Below are 23,302 nucleotides of genomic sequence, written 5' to 3'. Positions count from 1 at the left end.
AGCTGGCTAGCCAAGCAGGAGGAGGAGGACGCCATGACGGTTAAGGCAATTCTCGAGAAAAAAGGCCATGACGTGTTCACGCTCGGGCCGAATGAAAAGCTGAGCGAAGCCATTCGCCTTCTGACCGAACACAAGATTGGCGCGCTGGTCATAACCAATGGCGATCACAAGATCGTCGGCATTCTTTCCGAGCGGGACGTGGTGAGGGTTCTCGCCAAGGAAGGCGCGGCTGCACTCGATATCGCGGTGCGTTCGGCGATGACGCCGAAGGTGAAGATCTGCAACGAAAACCACACCGTCAACGAAGTCATGGAGATCATGACCAAAGGCCGCTTCCGCCATCTGCCGGTGGAGAAGGATGGGCTGCTCAACGGCATCGTGTCGATCGGCGACGTAGTCAAGCGCCGTATCGAGGATGTCGAGCGCGAGGCTGAAGAGATCCGGGCCTATATCGCAACGGCTTGACCCGACAAAGAAAACCGTCGACCGGAAGGCCGGCCGACGGTATTTTACACTATCGGTTGTCGAGTTCGGAGCGGACGAGTTGCAGTCCGCGCCTTGTGATGCGGTAGGGGCCGCCATCGCAAGACGAAACCGCCTTCCTCCGCCTCAGTTTCCGAAACAGATCGAGGTCGACGCCTGGATAGTGCCAGCCGTCTCGCGTCATGCATTTGACGTTGGCGATGCGTTTCTTATCGTTCTTTTCAATTTCGATGCGCCCGCCCTGCGCGAGCAGGTGCAGGATGCGCTGTTCAGTGCGCGAAATGTCCATTGGAGAAGTTCCCGGGAAAACGAAAAATGCCGCCGCCGCGAACCTTCGCGGCACGGGGTTTCAGGTCTTCTTGCCCTGCCTCGCTACGAGGTCAGGGCCTTACCGGGACTGAGCGTAAGTGGACATCCACTCTCCATTAGGATGGCGTCCTATAGGCGAAAGCGGCTGAAAAGGCCAGACTGCGGCTTTGGCCTTGTCTCTTTTGGCGGTTTGCACTAGCGAAGTTTCACATCCAAATATGCGTTCGCGCATATTCCAAAGTTTCCAATTCGCAGGCCACCATGACCCTCATCGACACCCGCACGCCCGACGCCAAGCGCCTGATCCCCGGCGCCACCGGTGATTGGGAGATCATCATTGGTCTCGAAGTGCACGCGCAGGTCATCTCGGAAGCAAAATTGTTTTCCGGCGCTTCGACCGCTTTCGGTGCGGCCCCCAACGCCAATGTCAGCCTGGTCGATGCGGCCATGCCGGGCATGCTGCCGGTGATCAACGAGGAATGCGTCAAGCAGGCGATCCGCACCGGTCTCGGGCTGAAGGCGCAGATCAACCACAAGTCGGTTTTCGACCGGAAGAACTATTTCTATCCGGATCTGCCGCAGGGCTACCAGATCTCGCAGTTCAAGCAGCCGATCGTCGGCGAGGGCACGGTGATCGTTTCTGTCGGCCCCGACCGCCAGGGCGAATTCGAGGACATCGAGGTCGGGATAGAGCGGCTGCACCTGGAGCAGGATGCCGGCAAGTCGATGCACGACCAGCATCCGACCATGTCCTATGTCGACCTCAACCGATCGGGCGTGGCGCTGATGGAGATCGTCTCCAAGCCTGACCTGCGTTCCGGGGACGAGGCAAAGGCCTATGTCACCAAGCTGCGCACCATCATGCGCTATCTCGGCACCTGCGACGGCAACATGGACGAAGGCTCGATGCGCGCCGACGTCAATGTCTCGGTACGCCGGCCCGGCGGCGAGTTCGGCACGCGCTGCGAGATCAAGAACATGAACTCGATCCGCTTCATCGGCCAGGCCATCGACTATGAGGCGCGCCGCCAGATCGCCATCCTGGAGGACGGCGGCAAGATCGAGCAGGAAACGCGGCTGTACGATGCGGTCAAGGGCGAGACGCGCTCGATGCGTTCGAAGGAAGAGGCGCATGACTACCGCTATTTCCCCGATCCCGATCTTTTGCCGTTGGAATTCGACAAGGCCTATATCGATGCTTTGGCCAAAGGACTGCCGGAACTGCCCGACGACAAGAAGGCGCGGCTGGTCTCTTCGCTCGGGCTGTCGACCTATGACGCCTCGATCCTGGTGTCGGAAAAGCCGATCGCCGATTATTTCGAGCAGGTGGCCTCCGGGCGCGACGGCAAGCTTGCCGCCAACTGGGTGATCAACGATTTGCTCGGCCAGCTCAACAAGGCCGGCAAAGACATTGAAAATGCTCCGGTTTCGCCGGAGCAGCTCGGTGCCGTAATCGACCTGATCAAGGAAGGCACCATCTCCGGCAAGATCGCCAAGGATCTGTTCGAGATCGTCTGGAACGAGGGCGGCGATCCGCGTCAGCTGGTCGAAAACCGCGGCATGAAGCAGGTCACCGACACCGGCGCCATCGAGAAGGCGGTCGACGAGGTGATCGCCGCGAACCCCGACAAGGTTGAACAGGCGCGCGCCAAGCCGACCATGGCCGGCTGGTTCGTCGGCCAGGTGATGAAAGCGACCGGCGGCAAGGCCAACCCGCAGGCGGTCAACGACCTGGTCAAGGCCAAGCTCGGCATCGAGTAGGTCATGTTCGTCCGCACCGCCAGCGAGCGCGACCTTGCCGCCATCCGCGCGCTGCTGGTCGAAACCTGGCATGCGACCTACGACGCTATCTACGGCACTGAGCGGGTGCGAGAAATCACCGACGACTGGCATTCAATCGCCTCGCTCAAGGCGCGGCTGATAAGGCCGAATTCAGAATTCCTGGTCGCCGATGACGGCAAGCGCATCGGCGGCATGGCTTTCGCCGCCGCTACGACGGATGCGAAGATCGTGCTGTTGAATCAGCTCTATGTCCTGCCCGCCTGCCAGCGGCAAGGCATCGGCCAGGCCTTGCTGGACGAGGTCGAGGCCAGCTTTCCCGAGGCAAACACCTTGCGCGTCGAGGTGGAAGAGGCCAACGCGCCGGCCATTGCCTTCTACCGTTCGAAGGGATTCTTGCCGGCCGGCAGCGCCGGCGATTGCGGCGGCGGTTGGGGATTGCCGGCGCTGATCTTTGAGAAGCCGCTGGGATAGATAGCTGACGGCGCGTGTCAGGCCGAGCGCAGCGGCGGTGTCAATTCGCGCATCAAGAGTTGGAGCTCGCGCTGGTCGCCGGTGGAGGTCTTGTCGAAGATCGTCGCCAGTTGCGACTTGATGGTGCCGTCCGAGATGCCGCTGGCGGCGGCGATTTCGCGGCGTGTCAGGCCGGTCGCGACATGGCCGGCGACGCGCTTTTCGGCCGCGGTCAGTCCAAACAGTGCGGCGATCGCCTCCAGCGCCGGCACCGGGGCTGCGCCGGCGGCGGCGATGAAGATGGCGGCGGCGGCGCGTTGCGACATGCGAGCCGAAATGTCGCGCCGCGCCAGCGGCATGACATGCGCCACCGCCGGAACCATCGACCGGACCAGGGGGATGTTTATGCCGGACGGCCCGAGCGCGAACTCGTTGCGCGTGCCGAGCTCGACGGCGCGGCCGATAGCGGCGTCGGCGTTGCCATAGGCGAACGAAAGCTGGCCCCGCACCGAGGTCACGGAGGTGTTTTGCGCGAGCAGCGCTTCGGCTGCCGGATTGGCGAAGATGATCTGCATGTCGTCAGCGACGATTAGCACCGGATGGTCGAGGCTCTCGACGATCGAGGCAAAGATGTCGGCCTTGCGCCGCTCGGCCTCGAACAGGTCGCCGATGGTCACCGCGCGCCGCACATGAGGTGCGAGCGTCGAAATCAGGTCGAGATCCCTGGCCGAAATTTGGGGCCTGTCCTTGTCGGTCACCACCATCATCGTGCCGGTGCGAGTAGGCTGCTTTATCAGCGCCACCCAGAAGAAATCGTCCAGACGGTTGGGTTCCACCCACTCACGTACGATGCGGCTTTCGATCCAGTTCTGCCGCGCGTCGGGGCCTTGCAGCGCATAGATGCTATCGACCGTGAACGGCATGTCGATGTCCATCTTCGGCAGCGCCTTGAAGAACGGCACTTCGGAGGCATAGTCGCGCTGCAGCGGCTCGAGCAGGGCCGGGTCGCCGCAACACATCGAAAACCGCGCCGAATTGCTTGATGTGTCGACGACCGCCAACATGGCAAGCCGGCCGATCGCCAATTTGCAGATAGATTCAAGGGTCGACTGCCACCGGCCGACATCGGCAATCGAATCGTAAATTGCCTCCACGATCTGCGGCAGAGCGCGACCGTTGATGTTGGGCTGGATAGACATAGAGCCTCGTTTGCATCGCAGCGTAGTGCCGGGTCACACATTATCTCTGCCTGAGGTAACACAACATTGCCGGGAACGCCGCGTCTGTGAAACATCTCACAGCGACGTTTTGGTGTGTTATCGCTATCAGACCAGCCGATATAACCCTGAATGACCGCTGTTTATGGGCGCTCGTGCCAAACTGCGATACAAATCAAAGTGAACGGATTTGGAATTTTTCAGGGAATAAATGATGAAACTTCCACATTGTCGATCAACCTGGTCTTGCCAAGCCACGCCGCGGCGAGCAGGCGGCCGTCACGGTCGCGCTGCCACGGGGCGAGCGTCAGGCTCTCGCGCGCCGCGACATAGTCGACGCTGTCGAAGCCTGTCTCGAGAAGCGCGGCGGCAGCCTTGGCGGTAACGCTGCTTTCGTCGCTGCCGGCTGCAAGTGCGGCCGCCGCCTGGCGCAGGATGACGTTGAGCTGGCGTGCCACATCGAGCTCGGCGGCGCCGAGATAGGCATTGCGCGACGACATTGCGAGGCCATGCGCGTCGCGCACGGTTGGCGCGCCGACTATGTCCACCGGCAGGTCGAGATCCCGGCAGAGTTTTCGGACGACGCAAAGCTGCTGGTAGTCCTTTTCGCCGAAGATGGCGCGATCGGGCAAGGCTTGCAGAAACAGCTTGGCCACGACGGTGGCGACGCCCTCGAAGAAGGTGGGCCTGAAATCCGATTCCAGCCCCGACGACGGGCCGGCGACCGAAATCCTGGTCGCGAAACCGGCCGGGTAGATTTCGGAAACCGCCGGCGTGAAGGCAAGATGGGCGCCGGCCTCTGTCAGCCGGTCGAGATCGCGCGCCAGCTGGCGCGGATATTTGTCCAGGTCTTCGGTGGGGGCGAACTGGGCAGGATTGATGAAGATCGAGACGATGCAGCGATCGGCCGTCGAAAGCGCGGCCCTGACCAGCGAGATATGGCCGTCATGCAGCGCGCCCATGGTTGGCACCATGGCAACGCTGAGGCCGTCGCGCCGCCAGTCGCGGATTGCGGCGCGAAGGGCAAGCACAGTGTCGACAACGACAGGCTGGTTCATGCGTTATCCTTGCCCGTTTTGGCTGAAAAGACATGGCCTGGTCCGGGAAAGGTGCGACTGCGCACCTCTGCCGCATAACGCGCGGCGGCATCGGCGACCACGCTGCGCAAATCGGCATATTCCTTGACGAATTTCGGCACCCGGTCGACGGTCAGGCCTACCATGTCATCGATGACCAGGATCTGGCCGTCGCAATCGCTGCTGGCGCCGATGCCGATGGTCGGAATGGCGATGCGCCGGGTCAGGTCGGCGGCGACAGTCTCGACCGTGCCTTCGATGACCAGCGAAAACGCGCCGGCCCTTTCGACCGCATCGGCGTCGTGCATGAGGGCTGCGACATTCTCCGGCGTGCGGCCCTTGATCTTGTAGCCGCCGTCCTTTTCCACGGATTGCGGCTGCAGGCCGATATGCCCCATCACCGGAATGCCGGCGGTAACGATGGCCGCGATCTGGCGGGCCACGTCAACGCCGCCTTCCAGTTTCACCGCCTGGCAGCCAGTTTCCTCAACAATGCGGCGCGCAGAGGCAACGGCTTGTGCAGCCGAAGTCTCATAGCTGCCGGCCGGCATGTCGACCACCACGCAGGTCTTTGCCGAGCCGCGCATCACGGCCTGGCCATGGGCGATCATCATCTCCAGCGAGGCGCCGAGCGTGGTCTTGTGGCCGTGCAGCACCATGGCAACGCTGTCGCCGACCAGGAGAAGGTCGACATGGTCGTCGAGCAGGCGGGCGACGGGATAGGTGTAAGCGGTCAGACAGACGATCGGCACGCCGCCCTTGCGGGCGCGAATCGTCTCCGCGCTGATCCTGACGACAGCTGGGGCCATTCCTCACCTCCCGCAGCCGGCGTTGACTACAGCGCCGCGCGTCCTGTTAGACGCGCAAAGGACGCTGTAGCACTTTGGTTTTGCGCATGATCCTTTGCGAAAATCGATTCCGATTTTCGGGGTCATGCGGCAGCGCTGGCTGCGCAGAGCTTTAGGAAGACGCAGCCGGCTTGGCAAGCGTGGTGCTCGCAGTTGCGAAATGGATCGACCGATGCCCATGCTTTCAGCGTGCCGTCAGTGCCGCAGTCGCCGTAAAACCCTTGCCTTCGCGATGACCTGACGCCATAAGCAGGGAAGCAGGCACCGCCGCGCGCGCCGCGAGGATTTTTGATGAAAACCTTCCTTACGCAGTTTTTCACCTGGTGGAACGGTCAGACGCTCGGGACGCGTTTCAACACTTGGCGTCACGGCAGCAAGGTCGGCCAGGATGCAACCGGCAATGTCTACTATGAGGGCGGCGTCGATTCGGAAGGCCGCACCCGCCGCTGGGTCATCTACGCCAACTACGCGGAAGCCTCGGCTATTCCCCCGGGCTGGCACGGCTGGATCCACCACCGCGTCGATGTCGCGCCGCCGAGCGACGACTATCGTCCGCGCGAATGGGAAAAGGCGCACGAATCGAACCTCACGGGAACACCGGCCGCCTATCGCCCGAAGGGTTCCGTGCTCACCAATCAGCACCGTCCGCAGGTCACGGGCGACTATGATGCGTGGACGCCTGGTTCTTGACCACCGGGCGGTCTTTTGTCGCCACAATTGGCGTTTAGCTGCTTGTTGGTATGACAACGGCGAATAGCCTTGGGCGTGACAGAATCACCCAGGCCCAAACCACCGGTATATCAGCATGAACATTTTCAGCCTGACATCGATGGCCGGACTGACGGCAGTTGCCGCTGTTGCCATCTGGCCGACCGCGTTTGCGGCAGCCCAGGCGCCTGCCGCGGCGCCCGCAATCTCGGATCGTATCACCAACCCGGTCGCCGAATTCGCCGGCATCGACAAGATCACCGGCCGCATCATCACCTTCGATGTCTATATCGACGAGACGGTGCAGTTCGGCGCTTTGCAGGTGACGCCGCGCATCTGCTATTCGCGGCCCGAGAACGAGGAACCGCAGACCGATTCCTTCGTCGAGGTCGATGAGATCACGCTCGACCGCAAGATCCGCCGTATCTTCACCGGCTGGATGTTCGCCGAAAGCCCCGGTCTCAATGCCGTCGAGCATGCCGTCTACGACGTGTGGCTGAAGGGCTGCAAGCAGAAGTCGGATGTGCCGCCGCCGGACGCGGCCAAGGCCGAAACGCCCAAAGTCGATACCTCCAGGCCAAAGCCCGCCGCTGCTCCGGCTGTGGAACAGCCAGACCCCACGGAGCCTGACGCGACCGACACCAACTGATCCTCCGGAACCGTCGTGGCCACCACGCGTTTGGCCATGAACGACCGCGCATTTATGCGCTTGGAGGATTTTGCGATGTCAGACAGCAAGCGGATCACTGCCAGCAAGAAAGAACTGCTCGACCTCGAAAAGGGGTTCTGGACGGGCGACTCGGCCTATTTTGCGGCCAACGCCGACACAGAATGCCTGGTGGCATTTCCTGAGATGGCAAAGGCGATGGACAATGCCGACCTCGCCAAGACCGCGACCAAGCCCAACCGCTGGCGCGATCTGCAGATCGACCTCAAGGGCATCATCGAGCCCGGCAGCGACATTATCATGCTGACTTATGAGGCTCATGCGACACGGGAAAACGGCGAAGCCTACGCGGCTCTGGTCAGCACCGGCTATGTTCATCGGGTCACCGGATGGAAGATGATGTTCCATTCGCAGACGCCGATGGAGACCGCAGCGAAAAGCTGATCACTCAAGGCGTCGACGAGTGAGCCGGGCACGTCCGGTCTCCCGTTCAGGGATAGAAAACGGCTTCCCCCTTCAGGGCGTCGGCCAGCATCTTCTCGTATTTGCCGCGCGGTACGTCGACCGCGCCGAAGCGCTTGAGGTGTTCGGTGGTGAACTGGGTGTCGAGCAGCGCGAAGCCGCGCGCCTTCAGCCGTTCGACGAGATAATAAAGGCAGGTCTTGGAGGCGTCGGTTTCCCGGGCGAACATGCTTTCGCCGAAGAACACCCGGCCGAGCGAGACGCCATAGAGGCCGCCGACAAGCCGTTCCTCGCGCCAGGCCTCGACTGAGTGGCAATGCCCCAGCCGGTGTAACTCGATATAGGCTTCGCGGATCGGCGCGTTGATCCAGGTCGAGCGGCGCTCCTCGCGCTTTTCGGCGCAGCCATCGATCGTCGCCTCGAAATCGAAGTCGAAGCGGATGTCGAACGGGTGCTTGCGGATCGTCTTCTTCAAGCTCTTCGGCGTGTGGAACGCCTCGAGCGGGATGATGCCGCGCGTCTCCGGCCGCACCCAGAACACTTCCGGGTCCGAAGCGCTCTCGGCCATCGGGAAGACGCCCGAGGCATAGGCCTTGAGCAAAAGGTCGGTCGGAATGCGATAGCCGGGCGCGTAGGGGCGGGTCATTGCGGCATCATAGCGGCAATTTGGGCGCTATTCCTCTTCGGCCAGATACTTTTCCAGCCAGTGGATGTCGTAGTCGCCATTGGCGATGTCGGCATTGCCGACCAAGTCGCGAAACAGCGGCAGCGTCGTCTTGATGCCGTCGACGACGAATTCGTCGAGCGCCCGGCGCAGCCGCATCATGCATTCGACGCGGTTGCGGCCATGCACGATCAGCTTGCCGATCAGGCTGTCATAATAGGGCGGGATCTTGTAGCCGGAATAGACGCCGGAATCGACGCGAATGCCGAGGCCGCCCGGCGTGTGGAAATGCGTGATCGTGCCGGGCGAGGGCGTGAAGGTGCGCGGATCCTCGGCATTGATGCGGCATTCGATGGCGTGGCCGTTGAACTTGATGTCTTCCTGGCGCACCGAAAGCCCGCCGCCGGAGGCGACGCGGATCTGCTCATGCACGAGATCGATGCCGGTGATGGCTTCCGTCACCGGATGCTCGACCTGCAGGCGCGTGTTCATCTCGATGAAGTAGAACTCGCCGTTCTCGTAGAGGAATTCGATGGTGCCGGCGCCGGAATAGCCGAGGTCGGCGATGGCCTTGGCGCAGATACCGCCGATGCGGGCGCGCTCCTCGGCGTTGAGGGCCGGCGAGGGCGCCTCTTCCCAGACCTTCTGGTGGCGGCGCTGCAGCGAACAGTCGCGCTCGCCGAAATGCACGCCGCGGCCGGCGCCGTCGCCGAACACCTGCACCTCGATGTGGCGCGGCTTTTGCAAGTATTTCTCGATGTAGACGGCGTCGTCGCCGAAGGCGGCGCCGGCTTCCGTGCTCGCTGTCTGCAAGGCGATCTCAAGGTCAGCCTCGGTAAGAGCGACCTTCATGCCGCGCCCGCCACCGCCCGCCGACGCCTTGATGATCACGGGATAGCCGATCTCGGCGGCAATGCGCCTGGCTTCCTTCTGATCGGTGACGGCGCCGTCCGAACCCGGCACGACCGGGATGCCGAGACGCTTCGCGGTGCGCTTGGCCTCGATCTTGTCGCCCATGATGCGGATATGGTCGCCGGACGGGCCGATGAAGGTGATGTTGTGGGCGGCCAGGATGTCGGCGAACTTGGCGTTCTCCGACAGGAAGCCATAGCCAGGATGCACGGCGTCGGCGCCGGTGATCTCGCAGGCGGCGACGATCTGGTGGATGTTGAGATAGCTGTCGCGCGACGGCGGCGGGCCAATGCAGACGCTCTCGTCGGCAAGCCTGACATGCATGGCGTCCGCATCGGCGGTCGAATGCACCACCACGGTCTGGATACCGAGTTCCTTGCAGGCGCGCAGCACCCGAAGCGCGATTTCGCCGCGATTGGCGATGAGGATCTTCTGGAACATCCGGCCCGCTCTACTCGATCACGACGAGCGGCATGCCGTATTCGACCGGCTGGCCGTCCTCGAACAGGATAGCCGTCACCGTGCCGGGGCGCGGCGACGGGATCTGGTTCATTGTCTTCATCGCCTCGATGATCAGCAGCGTCTGGCCTTCCTTGACCTTCTGGCCGATCTCGATGAAGGCCTTGGCGTCGGGCGAGGGGGCGAGATAGGCGGTTCCGACCATCGGCGAGGGGACCGCGTTCTTGGACGGATCGGCCACTGCTGGTGCGGCAGCAGCACTTGCCGCGGGCTGCGCTGCCGGCGCATAGCCTGCTTGAGGTGCTGCAATGGCGTGGACGGCGGCCGGCGCCTGGCGCGATACGCGCACCTTCAGGTCGCCCAGCTCGACCTCGATCTCGGTGAGGTTGGTGTCGTTCAGTATGCCCGCCAGATCGCGGATCAGTTGCTGGTCAACACCGGTCTTCTTTATCGACATTTTCGAGCCTTCTGTTTGTGGGTCGGTCATAGGCGTGCCGCCAGCGCCTGCAGCGCCAGCGAGTAGCCAAGCGGCCCGAACCCGCAGATCATGCCGACAGCGACCGGCGCAACCATGGAGACGTGGCGGAATGGTTCCCGCGCGTGGATGTTGGAGAGGTGAACTTCGGCGACGGGCAGCGGCGCGATGGCGCGGATGGCGTCGTGAATGGCTATCGATGTGTGGCTATAGGCACCCGGATTGATGACAATGCCGGCAGCCTTGTCGCCGGCTTCCTGGATCCAGTCGACGAGGTCGCCCTCATGGTTCGACTGGCGAAAATCGATTTCGAGGCCAAGTGCGGCGCCCGCCTGCTTGCAGTCGTCAGCGATCGCGGCAAGCGTCTTGCCGCCATAGATGCCGGGCTCGCGTTTGCCGAGCGCGTTGAGGTTGGGACCGTTCAGGACGAAAATCGTTTTCAAAAATGCCGACCTTTTCCCAGCACCTGCCTCAAGCCGGCGCGCAGGGCCTTCTATAATGGGCATAGTCGCCCGCGGAAAGAGCGCAAGTGCGATCTTTCACTGTCCACAACAGGCCGAAATGTGCCCGTGAGAGGTAGGCTCGCGCACAAGATCAGAGCGCGGCTTTCGCCGCCTCGATCTTTTCGGCCAGCACTTCCTGGCCAAGCGCACCGAACACTACCTCGTTGCCGACCACATAGGACGGCGTTCCGGTGATGGCCAGCTTGTTGGCGAGGTCGAAGGTCTTGGAGAAAGCCTCGGTGATGGTCGGGTCCTTCATCTTCTCGCGCAACTCCGCCTCATCGGCGCCGAGCGACAGCGCCACCTTGATGGCCGCCGCCTCGGTCGCGCGGCCCTGGCCGCCGAGCAGCGCATTGTGGAACTCGCCGTACTTCTCCGGCTTCATCAGGTGGAAGGCCATCGAGACGACGCTGGCCTTCTGCGAATCCGGGCCGAGGATCGGGAACTCCTTGAGCACGAAGCGCAGGTCCGGGTCGGACTTGGTCAGCGCCCGCATGTCCTCGATGGCGCGTTTGCAGAAGCCGCAATTGTAATCGTAGAACTCGACGATGGTGACCTTGCCCTTCGGATTGCCGACGACGCCGTCGAAGGCCGAGTTGAAGATCTCATCCTTGGCCTTGGTAATGACGCCGAGTGCGGCAATGCGCTGCTCTTCCTTCTGCTTGGCCTCCAGCGCGTCCTGAACTTCGAGCAGCACTTCCGGGTTTTTCAACAGATAGTCGCGGATGATGCCCTCGACCTCGGCCCGATCGATCTTGGTGTCCGAGGATGCGGTCTGGACGATCGCGGTATCGGCCTTTGCCACCTGCGGACTGCCGGCGACGAACCCGAAAGCCAGCATGGCAAGAGCAGCCGCCACTCCCGTCGTGCCTAGCAATATTGTCTTGTTCATCGTCTGATCCTCTTACCGGTTCCGGTCTATCTTAGTCGCTGCAAGCGACCGGAAGGTTCACTTCTTGAGTTTGCCTGAAGGGTTGTAGTTTATGATGTCCTGCGCGCGAATCCAGCCGGGCTCGCCGCGCTTCAAGTCCTTTTGTGCGCGCATGGCGAAGATTTTCGCATTCTTGTAGTCGCCGGAATAGAAATGGCCTTCTGCAGTCGCAAGCTCCGCCGAAGGGATGTTGCCGAGCTCGCCATAGGCCTGGGCCAGATAGCGGTACCCGGCGGTGTTTTCCTTGTCGCGCCCAAGACCGCTGTTGATCTGCACCACCGCCTTCTTCAGTGAATCGGGCGTGCCGATGGCCATCAGCGCCTGGCCGAGGGACACGGGCAACAGGCCCGACTTCACCGGATCGAGGCTGACCGCCTTGGTATAGGCATCCGCCGCGTCCTTCGGCTTGTTGGCCTTCATCAGGATGTCGCCACGCAATTCCTGGAAATAGGGGTTCTTCGGCTGTTCCTTGATCAATGCGTTGGTCTTGGTGAGTGCCGCACCCAGATTGCCGTAGAGATAGGCCATCTGCGCCTCGCCATAGCGCGATGGGAGGCTGCCCGGGGCCTTGCGCATCAGCCGCGTCGCGGCGGCCTGGCCGCCCATATAGGCGGCGATCTTGATGCGCATCATGTCGTGGCGCTGCTGCAGCGCGGGCGGATCGACCTTGTCGACATTGGGGCTTTGCTTGACCAGCACTTCGAGATTGGCGATGCGCTCCTGTGGCATGGGATGGCTGATCCGGTAGGGATCGACCTGCGTGCCGGACAGAGACAGCGCGTTCTGGAAGCGGGCGAAGGTCTTCAGCATGCCCATGCCGGACTGGCCGGTGGCGTTGAGATAGGTGATGGCCGAGCGGTCGGCGGTCGACTCTTCGGTGCGCTGGTAGGCAAGAATGCTGCGCTGCGCCATCTCGCCGCCGCCGGCGGCGACACCCATGCCGGCACCGGCAAGGCCGCGGCTGTTGGTGGTGGCGCCGGCAACGATGGCGCCGGCGCCGAGCAGGGTAGCGATAATCGCCATCGTCTTGGCGCGCTCGAGCTGGTCGCGCAATTTCTGCTGATGGCCGCCGGCGATGTGGCCGGCTTCGTGGGCGATCACGCCGATGATCTCGTTGGGCGTTTCGGCCTGCATCAGCGCGCCGGTGTTGATGAACAGCCGGCGCCCGGTGACGAAGGCGTTAAAACTCTGATCGTTGACCAAGACGATATCGACGCCGTCATTGGCAAGACCGGCCGCCTTGAAGATCGGCCGCGCATAGTCGCGCACCAGCGCCTCGATCTCGGCATCGCGCACCACCGGCACCGCCTGCGCGAATGCTGTCACCGTGCCGGAGATCGCAACAGTGGCGGCAAGCAAAAGCGTCGCGAAGCCGCGCGCTGTCTTCCCGATGGAATATTTTGAAATCGTCGATTTGGGTCGGCTCAGCATGAGGTCCACTGGTAAACGAGCGGGCGAACGATGAAAAGAGTCGGCACCGAAACTAGGCTAACTTGTGATCCTCACATCAATCGGGCATTTGTGCGGCGCTGCCATCGGGGGTTGCTGGCCTGGAGCGGCAGGATTGGACGGAAGAGGTGAGGTCAAATGGTTGTTTCGCTGTCGCGCCGCGGTGAAGTCGAGCCGTTTCACGCCATGGACATCCTGGCCGAGGCCAACCGGCTGAAGGCGACAGGCGTGCCTGTCGTGTCCATGGCCGTCGGCCAGCCATCCGATCCGGCGCCGGTGGGGGTCAGGGAGGCCGCCGCAAATGCGCTGAAGATCGGCCGCATCGGCTATACCGATGCGCTCGGCCTGGTGGATCTGCGCAAGGCAATCGCCGCGCACTATGGCGATCATTACGGGATCGATGTCGCGCCGAACCGGATTGCCGTGACGACGGGATCATCGGCAGCCTTCAATCTGGCCTTCCTGGCGATGTTCGATCCGGGGGACCGCGTCGCCATCGCCGCGCCTGGCTATCCCGCCTATCGCAATATCATGGCGGCGCTCGGCATCGAGATCGTCGAGATCGAGCTCGGCCTGGACGCCTATCTGCATGCCGACCATTTGAAATCCGCGCATCGCGAAAAACCGTTGAAGGGCGTGCTGTTTGCGAGCCCCGCCAATCCGACCGGCGCGGTCATTCCCGCCGACGAGCTGTCGGCACTGGTGAGGACTGCCGAAGAACTTGGCATCGCGGTGATATCGGACGAAATCTATCACCGGCTGGCCTATGCGGCGCCCGACACCACGGCGCTGGCCTACGGCTCAGGTGTGACGGTGATCAACTCGTTCTCGAAATACTATTGCATGACCGGCTGGCGTATCGGCTGGATGGTGCTGCCGGACGCCCTGGTGCGGCCAATCGAGCGGATTGCCCAGAGCCTCTATATCTCGCCGCCCGAACTGTCGCAGATCGCGGCGATCGAGGCCTTCAAGGCAACGGAAGAGCTGGAAGCGGTGAAGGCGCGCTACGCCTGGAACCGCGAGCTGTTGATGCAGCGCCTGCCGGAGCTCGGATTTCCGCTGGCAGCCCCCATGGACGGCGCCTTCTACGCCTTTTGCGATGTCACCCGGCACACCAATGACAGCATGGCCTTTGCGCGCAAAATGCTGGCCGAGGCGCATGTGGCGGCGACGCCGGGCCGTGATTTCGATCCGCTGGCCGGACACCGAACGATGCGTTTTTCCTATGCCGGCAGCCATGACGACATGGTCGAGGCGATGGCGCGCATCGAGCGCTGGCTGAAATAGCGGGAACGACAATGCCGGAACTCGAACAAGCGCTGGCCGATGTCGCCGCCGAGATGGCGGAACGCACCGATCGTGGCGAGGTCGCCACCTACATCCCGCAGCTCGGCAAAGTCGATCCGAAGAAATTCGGCATTGCGGCGGTGACCAATGACGGCCGCGTGCTTGTCGCCGGCGATGCCGACCAGGCGTTCTCGATCCAGAGCATTTCGAAGGTGTTTACCCTGACGCTGGCGCTCGGCAATGTCGGCGATGCGCTGTGGCAGCGTGTCGGACGTGAGCCGTCGGGCAATCCGTTCAACTCGATCGTCCAGCTCGAGCATGAGAACGGCATTCCGCGCAATCCCTTCATCAATGCCGGCGCTATCGTCGTTTCCGACATCCTGCTCGCCGGCCACCAGCCGCGTGAAGCGATCGGCGAGATCCTGCGCTTCATCCAGTTCCTCGCCGACGATGAGACCATCATCATCGACCGCGAGGTCGCGGCGTCCGAACGCGCCACCGGCTACCGCAACTTTGCGCTTGCCAACTACATGAAATCCTTCGGCAATCTTCACCATGCGCCGGAGCTGGCGCTGGGCGTCTACTTCCATCATTGCGCCATCGCCATGAGCTGTCGGCAACTGGCGCTGGCCGGCCGCTTCCTCGCCAATGGCGGCAAGAACCCAGCGACCGGCCATTCCGTGGTGTCGGCCGAGCGCGCACGCCGCATCGGCGCCATGATGCTGACCTGCGGCCACTATGACGGCTCCGGCGATTTTGCTTTCCGCGTCGGCATTCCCGGCAAAAGCGGCGTCGGCGGCGGCATATTGGGGATCGTGCCGGGCGTCGCCTCGCTCGCCGTGTGGTCGCCGGGTCTCAACGCCAACGGCAATTCGAAGCTGGGGTCGATCGCGCTGGAAAAGCTGGCCAGGATGATGAACTGGTCGATCTTCGCTCCTTAAAGGCCCACCATTCCCCAGATAGGAAAATCCCGCGCCCTCTTTTCGAGGAACGCGGGATTTTTATTGTTCAAGAAGTCAGTTCAACTGTCTGAAATTCTTAGAAAAAGCCCTTCCGCTGCCACCAGCCGGCACGCTTCGGCTTTTCTTCGGCCTTTGCCTCGTCGGCAACGCTGGAGGAAACCACCGGAACCACCGGGGTATCCGCCGCCACGGCCTTGCGCCGGGTCGGTCGAGCAGGCGCTTCCTCCTCGACTGGAGCGGCAGGCGCAGGCGTCTCGACCTTGGACGATGCGACTTCCTCGACCGGGGCAGTAGCCGGCACTTCGGCCACCGTCTCGGCGGAGACTTCGGTTACGGCTTTCTTCGCCCTTGAGGCGCGCTTCTTCTTCGGCTTTTCGGCTGGCGCGTCGTCGTTCGCCGCGGCAGGAGCCGCAGCTTCTTCAACCGCTACCGCAGCGACCGGTTCGCTTGCGACCGTTTCGGCTTCAGCGGCATCGGCCACCGAAACGTCAGCCGTTTCGCCTGCCTCGGCCTCAGTGCCTTCACCGTCCTCGCGCCGATTGCGCTTGCCACCGCGCTTGCCGCGCCGGCGCTTCTTGCCCTGGGCGTCATCCGACGCTTCCACGGTTTCGACGGCGCCAACCGGGGCGTCGCTCTGCGGTGCCGCATCGTCATCGCCTGGTTCAGAGGCAAAGTCGTCGCTTGCCGCGGGGACCGAAGCGCCCTCGACGGTTTGGCCATGCTCGCGCTCGCCGCCGTGCTCGCGGTCGCGATCCTTGCCGCCACGCCGCCTGCGGCGCTTGCGGCGCTTGCGGTCGCGGCCTTCGCCGTCCTCAGCCGATCGCGGCTGCTGCTGCGACTGCGGCTGCGCCTGGCGCGGCTGCTCGGCCTGCACCACAACCTCGTCGCCTTCCTCCTCGATGACGATTTCGTCCTCGGGCTCTTCCGGCTCGACATAGGCGGGCAGGCTGCGCTGCTCGACAAAGCCTTCCGGCTTTTCGGCAATAGCGCCGCGGAAGATGGCATAGTGCTGCACACCGACCGTGTCATCGGCTTCGATGGTGATGGTCAGGCCGAAGCGGCTTTCGAGTTCCACCAAGGTGCCGCGCTTGTGGTTGAGCACATAGAGCGCGGTTGCAGCCGGCGTCCGCACCGTGATGTGGCTGCGCGAGTCCTTGAGCAGGAATTCCTCGATCGCCCGCACCACCATCAGCGCCACCGACGAGTCGGAGCGGACATGGCCGGTGCCGCCGCAATGCGGGCAGGGCTTCATGGTCGATTCCAGCACGCTGGCGCGGATGCGCTGGCGCGACATCTCCATCAGGCCGAAATGCGAGATACGGCCGACCTGGATGCGAGCCCGGTCGTTCTTGAGGTGATCCTTCAGCCGCTTCTCGACGGAGCGGTTGTTGCGATTCTCCTCCATGTCGATGAAGTCGATGACGATCAGGCCGGCGAGATCGCGCAGCCTCAACTGCCGGGCGACTTCCTCGGCGGCTTCAAGGTTGGTGTGGAGCGCGGTGTCCTCGATCGAGTGCTCCTTGGTGGAGCGGCCCGAATTGACGTCGATGGCGACCAGCGCTTCGGTCTGGTTGATGATGATGTAGCCGCCGCTCTTCAGCGTCACCTGCGGCTGCAGCATGCGGTCAAGCTGTGCCTCGATGCCGTTGCGCACGAAGATCGGCGTCGTGTCGCGGAACGGCTGAACCACCTTGGCGTGGCTCGGCATCAGCATGCGCATGAAATCCTTGGCCTCGCGATAGCCTTCCTCGCCGGAGACAAGAATCTCGTCGATATCCTTGTTGTAGAGATCGCGCACTGAGCGCTTGATCAGGCTGCCTTCCTCGTAAACGAGGGCAGGGGCGGTGGATTGCAGCGTCAGACTGCGGACGTTTTCCCAAAGCCGCATCAGATATTCGTAGTCGCGCTTGATCTCGGCCTTGGTGCGGCTTTCGCCGGCGGTGCGCAGGATCACGCCCATGCCCTGAGGCACTTCGAGATCGGCAACGACTTCCTTGAGGCGCTTGCGGTCGACCGCGCTGGTGATCTTGCGCGAAATACCGCCGCCGCGCGCCGTGTTGGGCATCAGCACCGAATAGCGGCCGGCAAGCGACAGATAGGTAGTGAGCGCCGCGCCCTTGTTGCCGCGCTCTTCCTTGACCACCTGCACCAGCAGGATCTGCCGGCGCTTGATGACTTCCTGGATCTTGTACTGGCGGCGCACCGGCTTGCGGCGGTTGCGCACCTCTTCCAGCGCATCCTCGGCGCCCACCGATTCAATCTCGTGGTCGTCGGGATGCGAGGACTGCACCTCTTCCAGCATGCCGCGATCATTGTCGGAGGAGGTGGCTTCGCCGCTGTGATCGGCCGAAACAGCTTCACCGCTTGCCTCGCTGGACGCGGTGTCGTCGCCGGCCTCAGCCGGCGGGACGGCTTCGGAGATCACATCCGCTTCGACGCTTGCCGCGATCGATGTCGGGCCGCCTTCTGACGGTTCGGTCTCGGATGTCTCGGTCTCGGAGGTTTCGCTGTCGCCATGCGCGGCGTGATCTTCATGCCCGGCGGTATCAGCCGCGGCATGCTCGGAAGCAGGCTCTTCGGCAACGGCATCGCCGCCGGTGTCGCCATGTTCGCCGCTTTCATCATCAGTGCCGGCGTCGCGCTTGTGTTCGCCACGCTCGCGGCCTTTGCCGCCGCGCCGACGGCCGCGCCGGCCGCGATCACGGCTCTGGCGGTCGTCCCCGTCATTGTCCTCGTTCTCCTCGTCCTCGGCTTCCTGAGCTTCGGCGCGCAGCAGAGCCTGACGATCGGCGACCGGGATCTGGTAATAGTCGGGGTGTATTTCACTGAAGGCGAGGAAACCGTGACGGTTGCCGCCATATTCGACAAAGGCTGCCTGAAGGGAAGGTTCGACGCGCGTTACGCGGGCGAGATAGATGTTTCCTTTGAGCTGCTTCTTGTCCTGGGATTCAAAGTCGAATTCTTCAATACGGTTACCGCGGATAACGACAACGCGTGTTTCCTCCGGGTGGGAGGCGTCTATCAGCATTTTGTTGGGCATTATTACGTTTCCTCCCGGCAGCCGCCAGCCGCAGCTTGCGAGGCAAAGCTCGCTGCTGCGTGTCTGTCACGTGGGTGCCGGATGTCTGGATGGTTGCTGGCCGCCGCTTGAGCGCCATGGCGGTGCCGCCCGCAGCCATAATGGCGCGGTTTGATGCGGACCTTTCCATGATTGCGCTTGAAGCCATCGTCACCAGCAGAACCTTTTGAACCAAAGCCCGGGCGAACCGGACCAGCTTGTTTGCTCATACAGAGCCGGCACGGGAACAATCCCGGCCGTTTTCCTCACGCAGGCGATTCCCCCGCCACGGGCGCACACCTGCGAAATTCGTCGCGATCACCTGAAGCCTTTTCGCTGGAAGCGAAAGGAGCCGCCTTTCATCTGACCTGTAGCAGGAAGCTGCGGGAGAAGCGGTTCCAGGATTGCAGTGATCCACCATCGCTTTTATGATTTGACGGGGTGGAAGGCAACCCCGATTTCGGATGCCGGCAAAAAGCAGTGCCGTAACGGAAGCACAGGCCTTGATCCTCAATGAAAAGGCTTGGTTAACCTTCTCTGGATACCAATCGTTAATCGAGTCTGCGGCCTGACCGGCATTTCGACCAACCACGCGGGCGCGAGGCGCCAAACCGGGAGCGACTGCAAAGAGATGGGACTGGCGGGCACCACAGACAAGGGCCATGGCCGTGCAGGCCTTTTGCTGCGCGCTGCGATTGTGCTTTTGCTGCTGGCGCTCTGCTTTGGTTTTGCGCCGGGTTCACACGCGGCTGATGCGCCGCTCGGCGCCACCGCCTACAAGATGGCGGGCGACGCCACCAAGATGCGCATCGTCATCGATTTCGACCGCGAACCCGATATCAAATGGTTCCTGTTGCGCGGCCCCAACCGGCTGGTCGTCGACCTGCCGCGCACACGATTCGCCATTAGCGCGAAGGACGCCAAGGCGCGCGGCCTTGTCAAGGCGGTGCGCTATGGCGATCAGGGCGAGGGATCGCGGCTGATCCTGACCGGCAAGGGGCCGTTCTCGGTCGACAAGCTCGACGTGCTCAAGAATGATGACGGAACCGGCTACCGCATCGCCATCGACATGTCGGCGGCCTCCGACCGCGAGTTCGACGAAGCCCTTGCCAACCAGGCGCTGACCACCGGTTCGACCGTCTCCACCGACAAGGGCGCCAGGGTCGGCACCGGGCCGGTCTCCAATCCGGGGCATCGCTTCACCGTCGTCATCGATCCCGGCCATGGCGGCATCGACGGCGGCGCCGAAGGCCTCAACGGCACCATCGAGAAGAACGTCACGCTGGCCTTCGCCACCGAATTGCGCGACAAGCTCGCCGCCGTCGGCAACTACGACGTGTTCATGACGCGCGAGACCGACGAATTCCTGCGGCTTGACGACCGCGTGCGCATCGCCCGTCAGCACGAGGCGGACCTGTTGATCTCGATCCATGCCGATACGATCAGCGTCAAGGGCATCAGAGGCGCCACCGTCTACACCGTCTCCGACAAGGCATCCGACCCGGAAGCGCAGGCGCTGGCCGATCGCGAAAACCTCTCCGACCAGTTCGCCGGCATGGTGATCAAGGACGACAACAAGGAAGTCACCGACATACTGATCGACCTGATCCGCCGCGAGACGCATAATTTCTCGATGAGCTTTGCCCACACTCTAGTCGGCCAGCTGTCCACCAGCGTCGGCCTGATCAACAATCCGCAGCGCTCGGCCGGCTTCAAGGTGCTGAAGGCGCCCGATGTTCCGTCGGTGCTGGTCGAACTCGGCTATCTCTCCAACGCCAAGGACGAAGCGCAGCTGCTCGACGCCGACTGGCGTGGCAAGGCGGCGCAGAGCATCACCAACGCCGTCGCTTTGTTTGCCTCCGCCAAGATGGGAACGGGAACCGGAGGCTGAGATGGCAGACGCCGCCCACAACCAGAGGCAGCGTTGCACGACGACAACACCGGGCGCTTTTATTTCCGGTGGGGGATGCAGAAATCGGACGCTGCCCCATTTTGTCCACATGGTGGCGACATGGGTTTTCCATCACGGATCGGGACCGTAGCGAAGGCTTGCGCGAAAGGCGGCTTCGTCTAGGAAACTCCCCGAACCACGGACTGGAGCGGGCATGATTCGTCTTATTGGCTATTTCTTTGGTATCGGCACGACGCTGGCGCTTCTGGTCGCCGCGGGCGTGGCGATATACATCAGCCACCTGTCGAAGGACCTGCCCGACTACGAAGTGCTGGCCAAGTACGAGCCGCCGGTGACGACCCGCATCCATGCCTCCGACGGCTCGCTGATGGCAGAATATGCGCGCGAACGGCGGCTCTATCTGCCGATCCAGGCGGTTCCGGACCGGGTCAAGGCGGCGTTCCTGTCGGCCGAGGACAAGAATTTCTACAACCATCCCGGCATCGACATCACCGGGCTTGGCCGCGCCATCTACGTCAACCTGCAGAACGTGGGCTCGGGCAGGCGCCAGGTCGGCGCCTCGACCATCACCCAGCAGGTGGCAAAGAACTTCCTGTTGTCCTCGGACCAGACCTACGAGCGCAAGATCAAGGAGATGATCCTGGCCTTCCGCATCGAGCAGGCCTATTCGAAGGACCGCATCCTCGAGCTCTACCTCAACGAGATCTTCTTCGGCTTCGGCGCCTATGGCGTCGCGGGCGCGGCGCTGACCTATTTCGACAAGTCGGTCAACGAACTCACCGTCGCGGAAGCCGCCTATCTGGCGTCGCTGCCGAAAGGTCCCAACAACTACCATCCCTTCAAGCATGCCGACCGCGCCATCGAGCGCCGCAACTGGGTCATCGACCAGATGGTCGAGAACGGCTACGTGACGCGTGAGGAGGGCGACAAGGCCAAGGCCGAGCCACTCGGCGTCACACCGCGCCGCAACGGCTCATACCTGTTCGCGGGCGAATACTTCACCGAGGAAGTGCGCCGTCAGATCATCTCCCGCTATGGCGAGAACGCGCTCTATGAGGGCGGCCTGTCGGTGCGCACGACGCTCGATCCGAAGATCCAGCTCATCGCCCGCAAGTCGATGCAGAACGGCTTGCTCAAATACGATACGCTGCGCGGCTATCGCGGACCGGTGAAGCACATCGATGCTTCCGGCGACTGGGGCGTGGCGCTGGGCGCCGTCAAGGGGCTGGAGGACGTGCCGGAATGGTCGCTTGCCGTCGTGCTCGACAGCTCGGATACCGGCCTTTCCATCGGCCTGCAGCCGACGCGGCAGATTTCAGGCGATATCGTCAAGGAACGCGTCGAAGGTACCGTCAGCAAGGAAGACATGAGCTTTGCCATGCGCCATGTGGTCGACGGCAAGACGGTCAAGGCGAAGTCGCCGGCCGACGTGCTGCAGCCGGGCGATGTCATCTTCGTGCAGAAAAATGAAGGTTCGGAAGGCGCCTATACGCTGCGCCAGGCGCCGGAAGTGGAGGGCGGCCTGATCGCCATGGATCCGCATACCGGCCGCGTGCTGGCCATGGTCGGCGGCTTCTCCTATGCGCAGTCGGAATTCAACCGCGCCACGCAGGCGATGCGCCAGCCGGGCTCGTCATTCAAGCCGATCGTCTATTCGGCAGCGCTCGACAATGGCTATACGCCGGCCTCGGTGATCATGGACGGACCGATCACCATCCAGAGCGGCAACACGACCTGGACGCCGAAGAACTATGACGGCACGGTCGCCGGCCCCGCGACCTTGCGCTCCGGCATCGAAAAGTCGCGCAATTTGATGACGGTGCGGCTGGCCAACGACATGGGCATGAAGCTGGTGGTGGAATATGCCGAGCGTTTTGGCGTCTACGACCATCTGGCGCCGTATCTGCCGATGGCGCTAGGCTCCGGCGAGACGACCGTCATGCGCATGGTGTCGGCCTATTCGATCATGGCCAATGGCGGCAAGTCGATCAAACCCTCGCTCATCGACCGCATCCAGGACCGCTATGGCAAGACTGTGTTCAAGCAGGACGAGCGCGGCTGCGAAGGCTGCAATGCGTCCGAATGGAACAACCAGTCCGAACCGGAACTGGTTGACAATTCCGAGCAGGTGCTCGACCCGATGACTGCCTACCAGATCACCTCGATGATGGAAGGCGTCGTCCAGCGCGGTACCGGCGCCACCATCGCGGAACTTGGCCGTCACATTGCCGGCAAGACCGGCACGACCAATGACGAGAAGGACGCCTGGTTCATCGGCTATACGCCGAACCTCGTCGTCGGCCTTTACATGGGCTACGACACACCGCGCGGCCTCGGCCATGGCGCGACCGGTGGCGGTCTGGCGGCGCCTATCTTCAAGGACTTCATGCGCGTGGCGCTGGACGGCACGCCCAATGTCGACTTCAAGGTGCCGGAAGGCATGAACCTGGTCGCCATCAACCGCAAGACCGGCATGCGTGCCGCGTCGGGTGATCCCGGCACCATCATCGAAGCCTTCAAGCCGGGCACCGGCCCCGCCGACAGCTATTGGGTTATCGGCATGGGCGCCGACGGCTCCAATGGCGCCGGCGGACCGCTGTCGCCGGAGGCTTCGCAAGCCATCCAGGCGCCCGGCGGCGGGCTTTACTGAGATCTGATTTCTCATGTTGAGTGGGCTGGCTTGTTGAG

At 62.8% G+C, this 23,302-nt stretch carries 21 protein-coding genes; 10 read left to right on the top strand and 11 right to left on the bottom strand.

Features of this window, described 5'->3' with window-relative positions; translation table 11 throughout:
- Nucleotides 1–33 precede the first annotated feature (33 nt).
- On the top strand, nt 34–465 hold the full coding sequence (locus tag FJV77_RS00345; RefSeq protein ID WP_142864901.1) for a CBS domain-containing protein: 432 nt from the start codon (nt 34–36) through the stop codon (nt 463–465).
- 49 nt (nt 466–514) lie between these two features.
- On the opposite strand, the gene FJV77_RS00340 is transcribed toward FJV77_RS00345, so the two are convergent.
- Nucleotides 515–772: a YjhX family toxin gene (locus FJV77_RS00340; RefSeq protein ID WP_142864900.1), complete on the bottom strand. Its 258-nt coding sequence runs from the start codon at nt 770–772 to the stop codon at nt 515–517.
- A gap of 281 nt (nt 773–1,053) precedes the next feature.
- Here FJV77_RS00340 and gatB point away from each other — a divergent pair, with 281 nt between their 5' ends.
- Together gatB and FJV77_RS00325 are read left to right on the top strand one after the other, a co-directional pair.
- Nucleotides 1,054–2,553 (top strand): Asp-tRNA(Asn)/Glu-tRNA(Gln) amidotransferase subunit GatB, encoded by a 1,500-nt coding sequence (gene gatB, locus FJV77_RS00330; RefSeq protein ID WP_142864899.1) that lies wholly within the window; start codon nt 1,054–1,056, stop codon nt 2,551–2,553.
- A 3-nt stretch (nt 2,554–2,556) separates the two neighbouring features.
- Entirely contained in the window at nt 2,557–3,045 is a 489-nt protein-coding gene (locus FJV77_RS00325; protein ID WP_142864898.1) for a GNAT family N-acetyltransferase, read from the top strand.
- 17 nt (nt 3,046–3,062) lie between these two features.
- Here the strand turns inward: FJV77_RS00325 and FJV77_RS00320 are convergent, their stop codons facing one another.
- From FJV77_RS00320 to panB, 3 genes are all read right to left on the bottom strand, one after another.
- A complete protein-coding gene (locus FJV77_RS00320) occupies nt 3,063–4,223 on the bottom strand; it encodes a LuxR C-terminal-related transcriptional regulator (RefSeq protein WP_142864897.1) in 1,161 nt (386 codons plus the stop codon).
- Nucleotides 4,224–4,441: 218 nt separating this feature from the next.
- Nucleotides 4,442–5,299, bottom strand: a complete 858-nt coding sequence (panC, locus tag FJV77_RS00315) for a pantoate--beta-alanine ligase (protein WP_142864896.1) — start codon at nt 5,297–5,299, stop codon at nt 4,442–4,444.
- The gene (gene panB / locus FJV77_RS00310) at nt 5,296–6,126 is read right to left on the bottom strand and encodes a 3-methyl-2-oxobutanoate hydroxymethyltransferase (protein WP_142864895.1); all 831 of its coding nucleotides are present in this window, start codon (nt 6,124–6,126) and stop codon (nt 5,296–5,298) included. The genes panC and panB overlap by 4 nt, the downstream gene beginning before the upstream one ends.
- A 330-nt stretch (nt 6,127–6,456) precedes the next feature.
- Here panB and FJV77_RS00305 point away from each other — a divergent pair, with 330 nt between their 5' ends.
- The 3 genes from FJV77_RS00305 (at nt 6,457) to FJV77_RS00295 (ending at nt 7,984) form a co-directional block, all read left to right on the top strand.
- Complete coding sequence (locus FJV77_RS00305) at nt 6,457–6,855, top strand: NADH:ubiquinone oxidoreductase subunit NDUFA12 (RefSeq protein WP_142864894.1); 399 nt, start codon at nt 6,457–6,459, stop codon at nt 6,853–6,855.
- 115 nt (nt 6,856–6,970) lie between these two features.
- Entirely contained in the window at nt 6,971–7,522 is a 552-nt protein-coding gene (locus FJV77_RS00300; RefSeq protein WP_185970156.1) for a DUF2155 domain-containing protein, read from the top strand.
- Between the two features lie 75 nt (nt 7,523–7,597).
- Nucleotides 7,598–7,984, top strand: coding sequence for a hypothetical protein (locus tag FJV77_RS00295; RefSeq protein ID WP_142865489.1), 387 nt, complete (start codon nt 7,598–7,600; stop codon nt 7,982–7,984).
- A 46-nt stretch (nt 7,985–8,030) separates the two neighbouring features.
- On the opposite strand, the gene aat is transcribed toward FJV77_RS00295, so the two are convergent.
- The 6 genes from aat to FJV77_RS00265 form a co-directional block, all read right to left on the bottom strand.
- The gene (gene aat / locus FJV77_RS00290; protein WP_142864893.1) at nt 8,031–8,648 is read right to left on the bottom strand and encodes a leucyl/phenylalanyl-tRNA--protein transferase; all 618 of its coding nucleotides are present in this window, start codon (nt 8,646–8,648) and stop codon (nt 8,031–8,033) included.
- Nucleotides 8,649–8,675: 27 nt separating this feature from the next.
- Nucleotides 8,676–10,019, bottom strand: a complete 1,344-nt coding sequence (gene accC, locus FJV77_RS00285; RefSeq protein WP_142864892.1) for an acetyl-CoA carboxylase biotin carboxylase subunit — start codon at nt 10,017–10,019, stop codon at nt 8,676–8,678.
- A 10-nt stretch (nt 10,020–10,029) separates the two neighbouring features.
- Nucleotides 10,030–10,494, bottom strand: a complete 465-nt coding sequence (gene accB / locus FJV77_RS00280; protein WP_142864891.1) for an acetyl-CoA carboxylase biotin carboxyl carrier protein — start codon at nt 10,492–10,494, stop codon at nt 10,030–10,032.
- A gap of 26 nt (nt 10,495–10,520) precedes the next feature.
- On the bottom strand, nt 10,521–10,955 hold the full coding sequence (aroQ, locus tag FJV77_RS00275) for a type II 3-dehydroquinate dehydratase (protein ID WP_112564337.1): 435 nt from the start codon (nt 10,953–10,955) through the stop codon (nt 10,521–10,523).
- A 151-nt stretch (nt 10,956–11,106) separates the two neighbouring features.
- Nucleotides 11,107–11,907, bottom strand: coding sequence for a DsbA family protein (locus tag FJV77_RS00270; protein WP_142864890.1), 801 nt, complete (start codon nt 11,905–11,907; stop codon nt 11,107–11,109).
- A 57-nt stretch (nt 11,908–11,964) separates the two neighbouring features.
- On the bottom strand, nt 11,965–13,377 hold the full coding sequence (locus FJV77_RS00265) for a M48 family metalloprotease (protein WP_142864889.1): 1,413 nt from the start codon (nt 13,375–13,377) through the stop codon (nt 11,965–11,967).
- Nucleotides 13,378–13,533: 156 nt separating this feature from the next.
- On the opposite strand from FJV77_RS00265, the gene FJV77_RS00260 reads away from it, so the two are divergent.
- Together FJV77_RS00260 and FJV77_RS00255 are read left to right on the top strand one after the other, a co-directional pair.
- A complete protein-coding gene (locus FJV77_RS00260) occupies nt 13,534–14,682 on the top strand; it encodes an aminotransferase class I/II-fold pyridoxal phosphate-dependent enzyme (RefSeq protein WP_142864888.1) in 1,149 nt (382 codons plus the stop codon).
- Between the two features lie 11 nt (nt 14,683–14,693).
- Nucleotides 14,694–15,623, top strand: a complete 930-nt coding sequence (locus FJV77_RS00255; protein ID WP_142864887.1) for a glutaminase — start codon at nt 14,694–14,696, stop codon at nt 15,621–15,623.
- A gap of 97 nt (nt 15,624–15,720) precedes the next feature.
- Here FJV77_RS00255 and FJV77_RS00250 read toward each other — a convergent pair whose 3' ends face one another.
- The gene (locus FJV77_RS00250) at nt 15,721–18,684 is read right to left on the bottom strand and encodes a ribonuclease E/G (RefSeq protein ID WP_142864886.1); all 2,964 of its coding nucleotides are present in this window, start codon (nt 18,682–18,684) and stop codon (nt 15,721–15,723) included.
- A 649-nt stretch (nt 18,685–19,333) separates the two neighbouring features.
- On the opposite strand from FJV77_RS00250, the gene FJV77_RS00245 reads away from it, so the two are divergent.
- The gene (locus tag FJV77_RS00245) at nt 19,334–20,593 is read left to right on the top strand and encodes an N-acetylmuramoyl-L-alanine amidase (protein WP_142864885.1); all 1,260 of its coding nucleotides are present in this window, start codon (nt 19,334–19,336) and stop codon (nt 20,591–20,593) included.
- A gap of 214 nt (nt 20,594–20,807) precedes the next feature.
- Nucleotides 20,808–23,264 carry a penicillin-binding protein 1A gene (locus FJV77_RS00240; protein WP_142864884.1) on the top strand — a complete coding sequence of 819 codons (2,457 nt, stop codon included), beginning with the start codon at nt 20,808–20,810 and terminating at the stop codon, nt 23,262–23,264.
- Nucleotides 23,265–23,302: the final 38 nt, after the last annotated feature.

The organism is Mesorhizobium sp. WSM4306, from assembly GCF_007003975.1.
GTDB lineage: Bacteria > Pseudomonadota > Alphaproteobacteria > Rhizobiales > Rhizobiaceae > Mesorhizobium.
The sequence above is the reverse complement of the archived record's forward strand: the minus strand, read 5'-3'. Positions and strand labels throughout refer to the sequence as shown.

Coding starts and splice junctions, on each gene's coding strand:
- FJV77_RS00345 (WP_142864901.1), top strand. CDS start 34: ATGACGGTTAAGGCAATTCTCGAGAAAAAAGGCCATGACGTGTTCACG.
- FJV77_RS00340 (WP_142864900.1), bottom strand. CDS start 772: ATGGACATTTCGCGCACTGAACAGCGCATCCTGCACCTGCTCGCGCAG.
- gatB (WP_142864899.1), top strand. CDS start 1,054: ATGACCCTCATCGACACCCGCACGCCCGACGCCAAGCGCCTGATCCCC.
- FJV77_RS00325 (WP_142864898.1), top strand. CDS start 2,557: ATGTTCGTCCGCACCGCCAGCGAGCGCGACCTTGCCGCCATCCGCGCG.
- FJV77_RS00320 (WP_142864897.1), bottom strand. CDS start 4,223: ATGTCTATCCAGCCCAACATCAACGGTCGCGCTCTGCCGCAGATCGTG.
- panC (WP_142864896.1), bottom strand. CDS start 5,299: ATGAACCAGCCTGTCGTTGTCGACACTGTGCTTGCCCTTCGCGCCGCA.
- panB (WP_142864895.1), bottom strand. CDS start 6,126: ATGGCCCCAGCTGTCGTCAGGATCAGCGCGGAGACGATTCGCGCCCGC.
- FJV77_RS00305 (WP_142864894.1), top strand. CDS start 6,457: ATGAAAACCTTCCTTACGCAGTTTTTCACCTGGTGGAACGGTCAGACG.
- FJV77_RS00300 (WP_185970156.1), top strand. CDS start 6,971: ATGAACATTTTCAGCCTGACATCGATGGCCGGACTGACGGCAGTTGCC.
- FJV77_RS00295 (WP_142865489.1), top strand. CDS start 7,598: ATGTCAGACAGCAAGCGGATCACTGCCAGCAAGAAAGAACTGCTCGAC.
- aat (WP_142864893.1), bottom strand. CDS start 8,648: ATGACCCGCCCCTACGCGCCCGGCTATCGCATTCCGACCGACCTTTTG.
- accC (WP_142864892.1), bottom strand. CDS start 10,019: ATGTTCCAGAAGATCCTCATCGCCAATCGCGGCGAAATCGCGCTTCGG.
- accB (WP_142864891.1), bottom strand. CDS start 10,494: ATGTCGATAAAGAAGACCGGTGTTGACCAGCAACTGATCCGCGATCTG.
- FJV77_RS00270 (WP_142864890.1), bottom strand. CDS start 11,907: ATGAACAAGACAATATTGCTAGGCACGACGGGAGTGGCGGCTGCTCTT.
- FJV77_RS00265 (WP_142864889.1), bottom strand. CDS start 13,377: ATGCTGAGCCGACCCAAATCGACGATTTCAAAATATTCCATCGGGAAG.
- FJV77_RS00260 (WP_142864888.1), top strand. CDS start 13,534: ATGGTTGTTTCGCTGTCGCGCCGCGGTGAAGTCGAGCCGTTTCACGCC.
- FJV77_RS00255 (WP_142864887.1), top strand. CDS start 14,694: ATGCCGGAACTCGAACAAGCGCTGGCCGATGTCGCCGCCGAGATGGCG.
- FJV77_RS00250 (WP_142864886.1), bottom strand. CDS start 18,684: ATGCCCAACAAAATGCTGATAGACGCCTCCCACCCGGAGGAAACACGC.
- FJV77_RS00245 (WP_142864885.1), top strand. CDS start 19,334: ATGGGACTGGCGGGCACCACAGACAAGGGCCATGGCCGTGCAGGCCTT.
- FJV77_RS00240 (WP_142864884.1), top strand. CDS start 20,808: ATGATTCGTCTTATTGGCTATTTCTTTGGTATCGGCACGACGCTGGCG.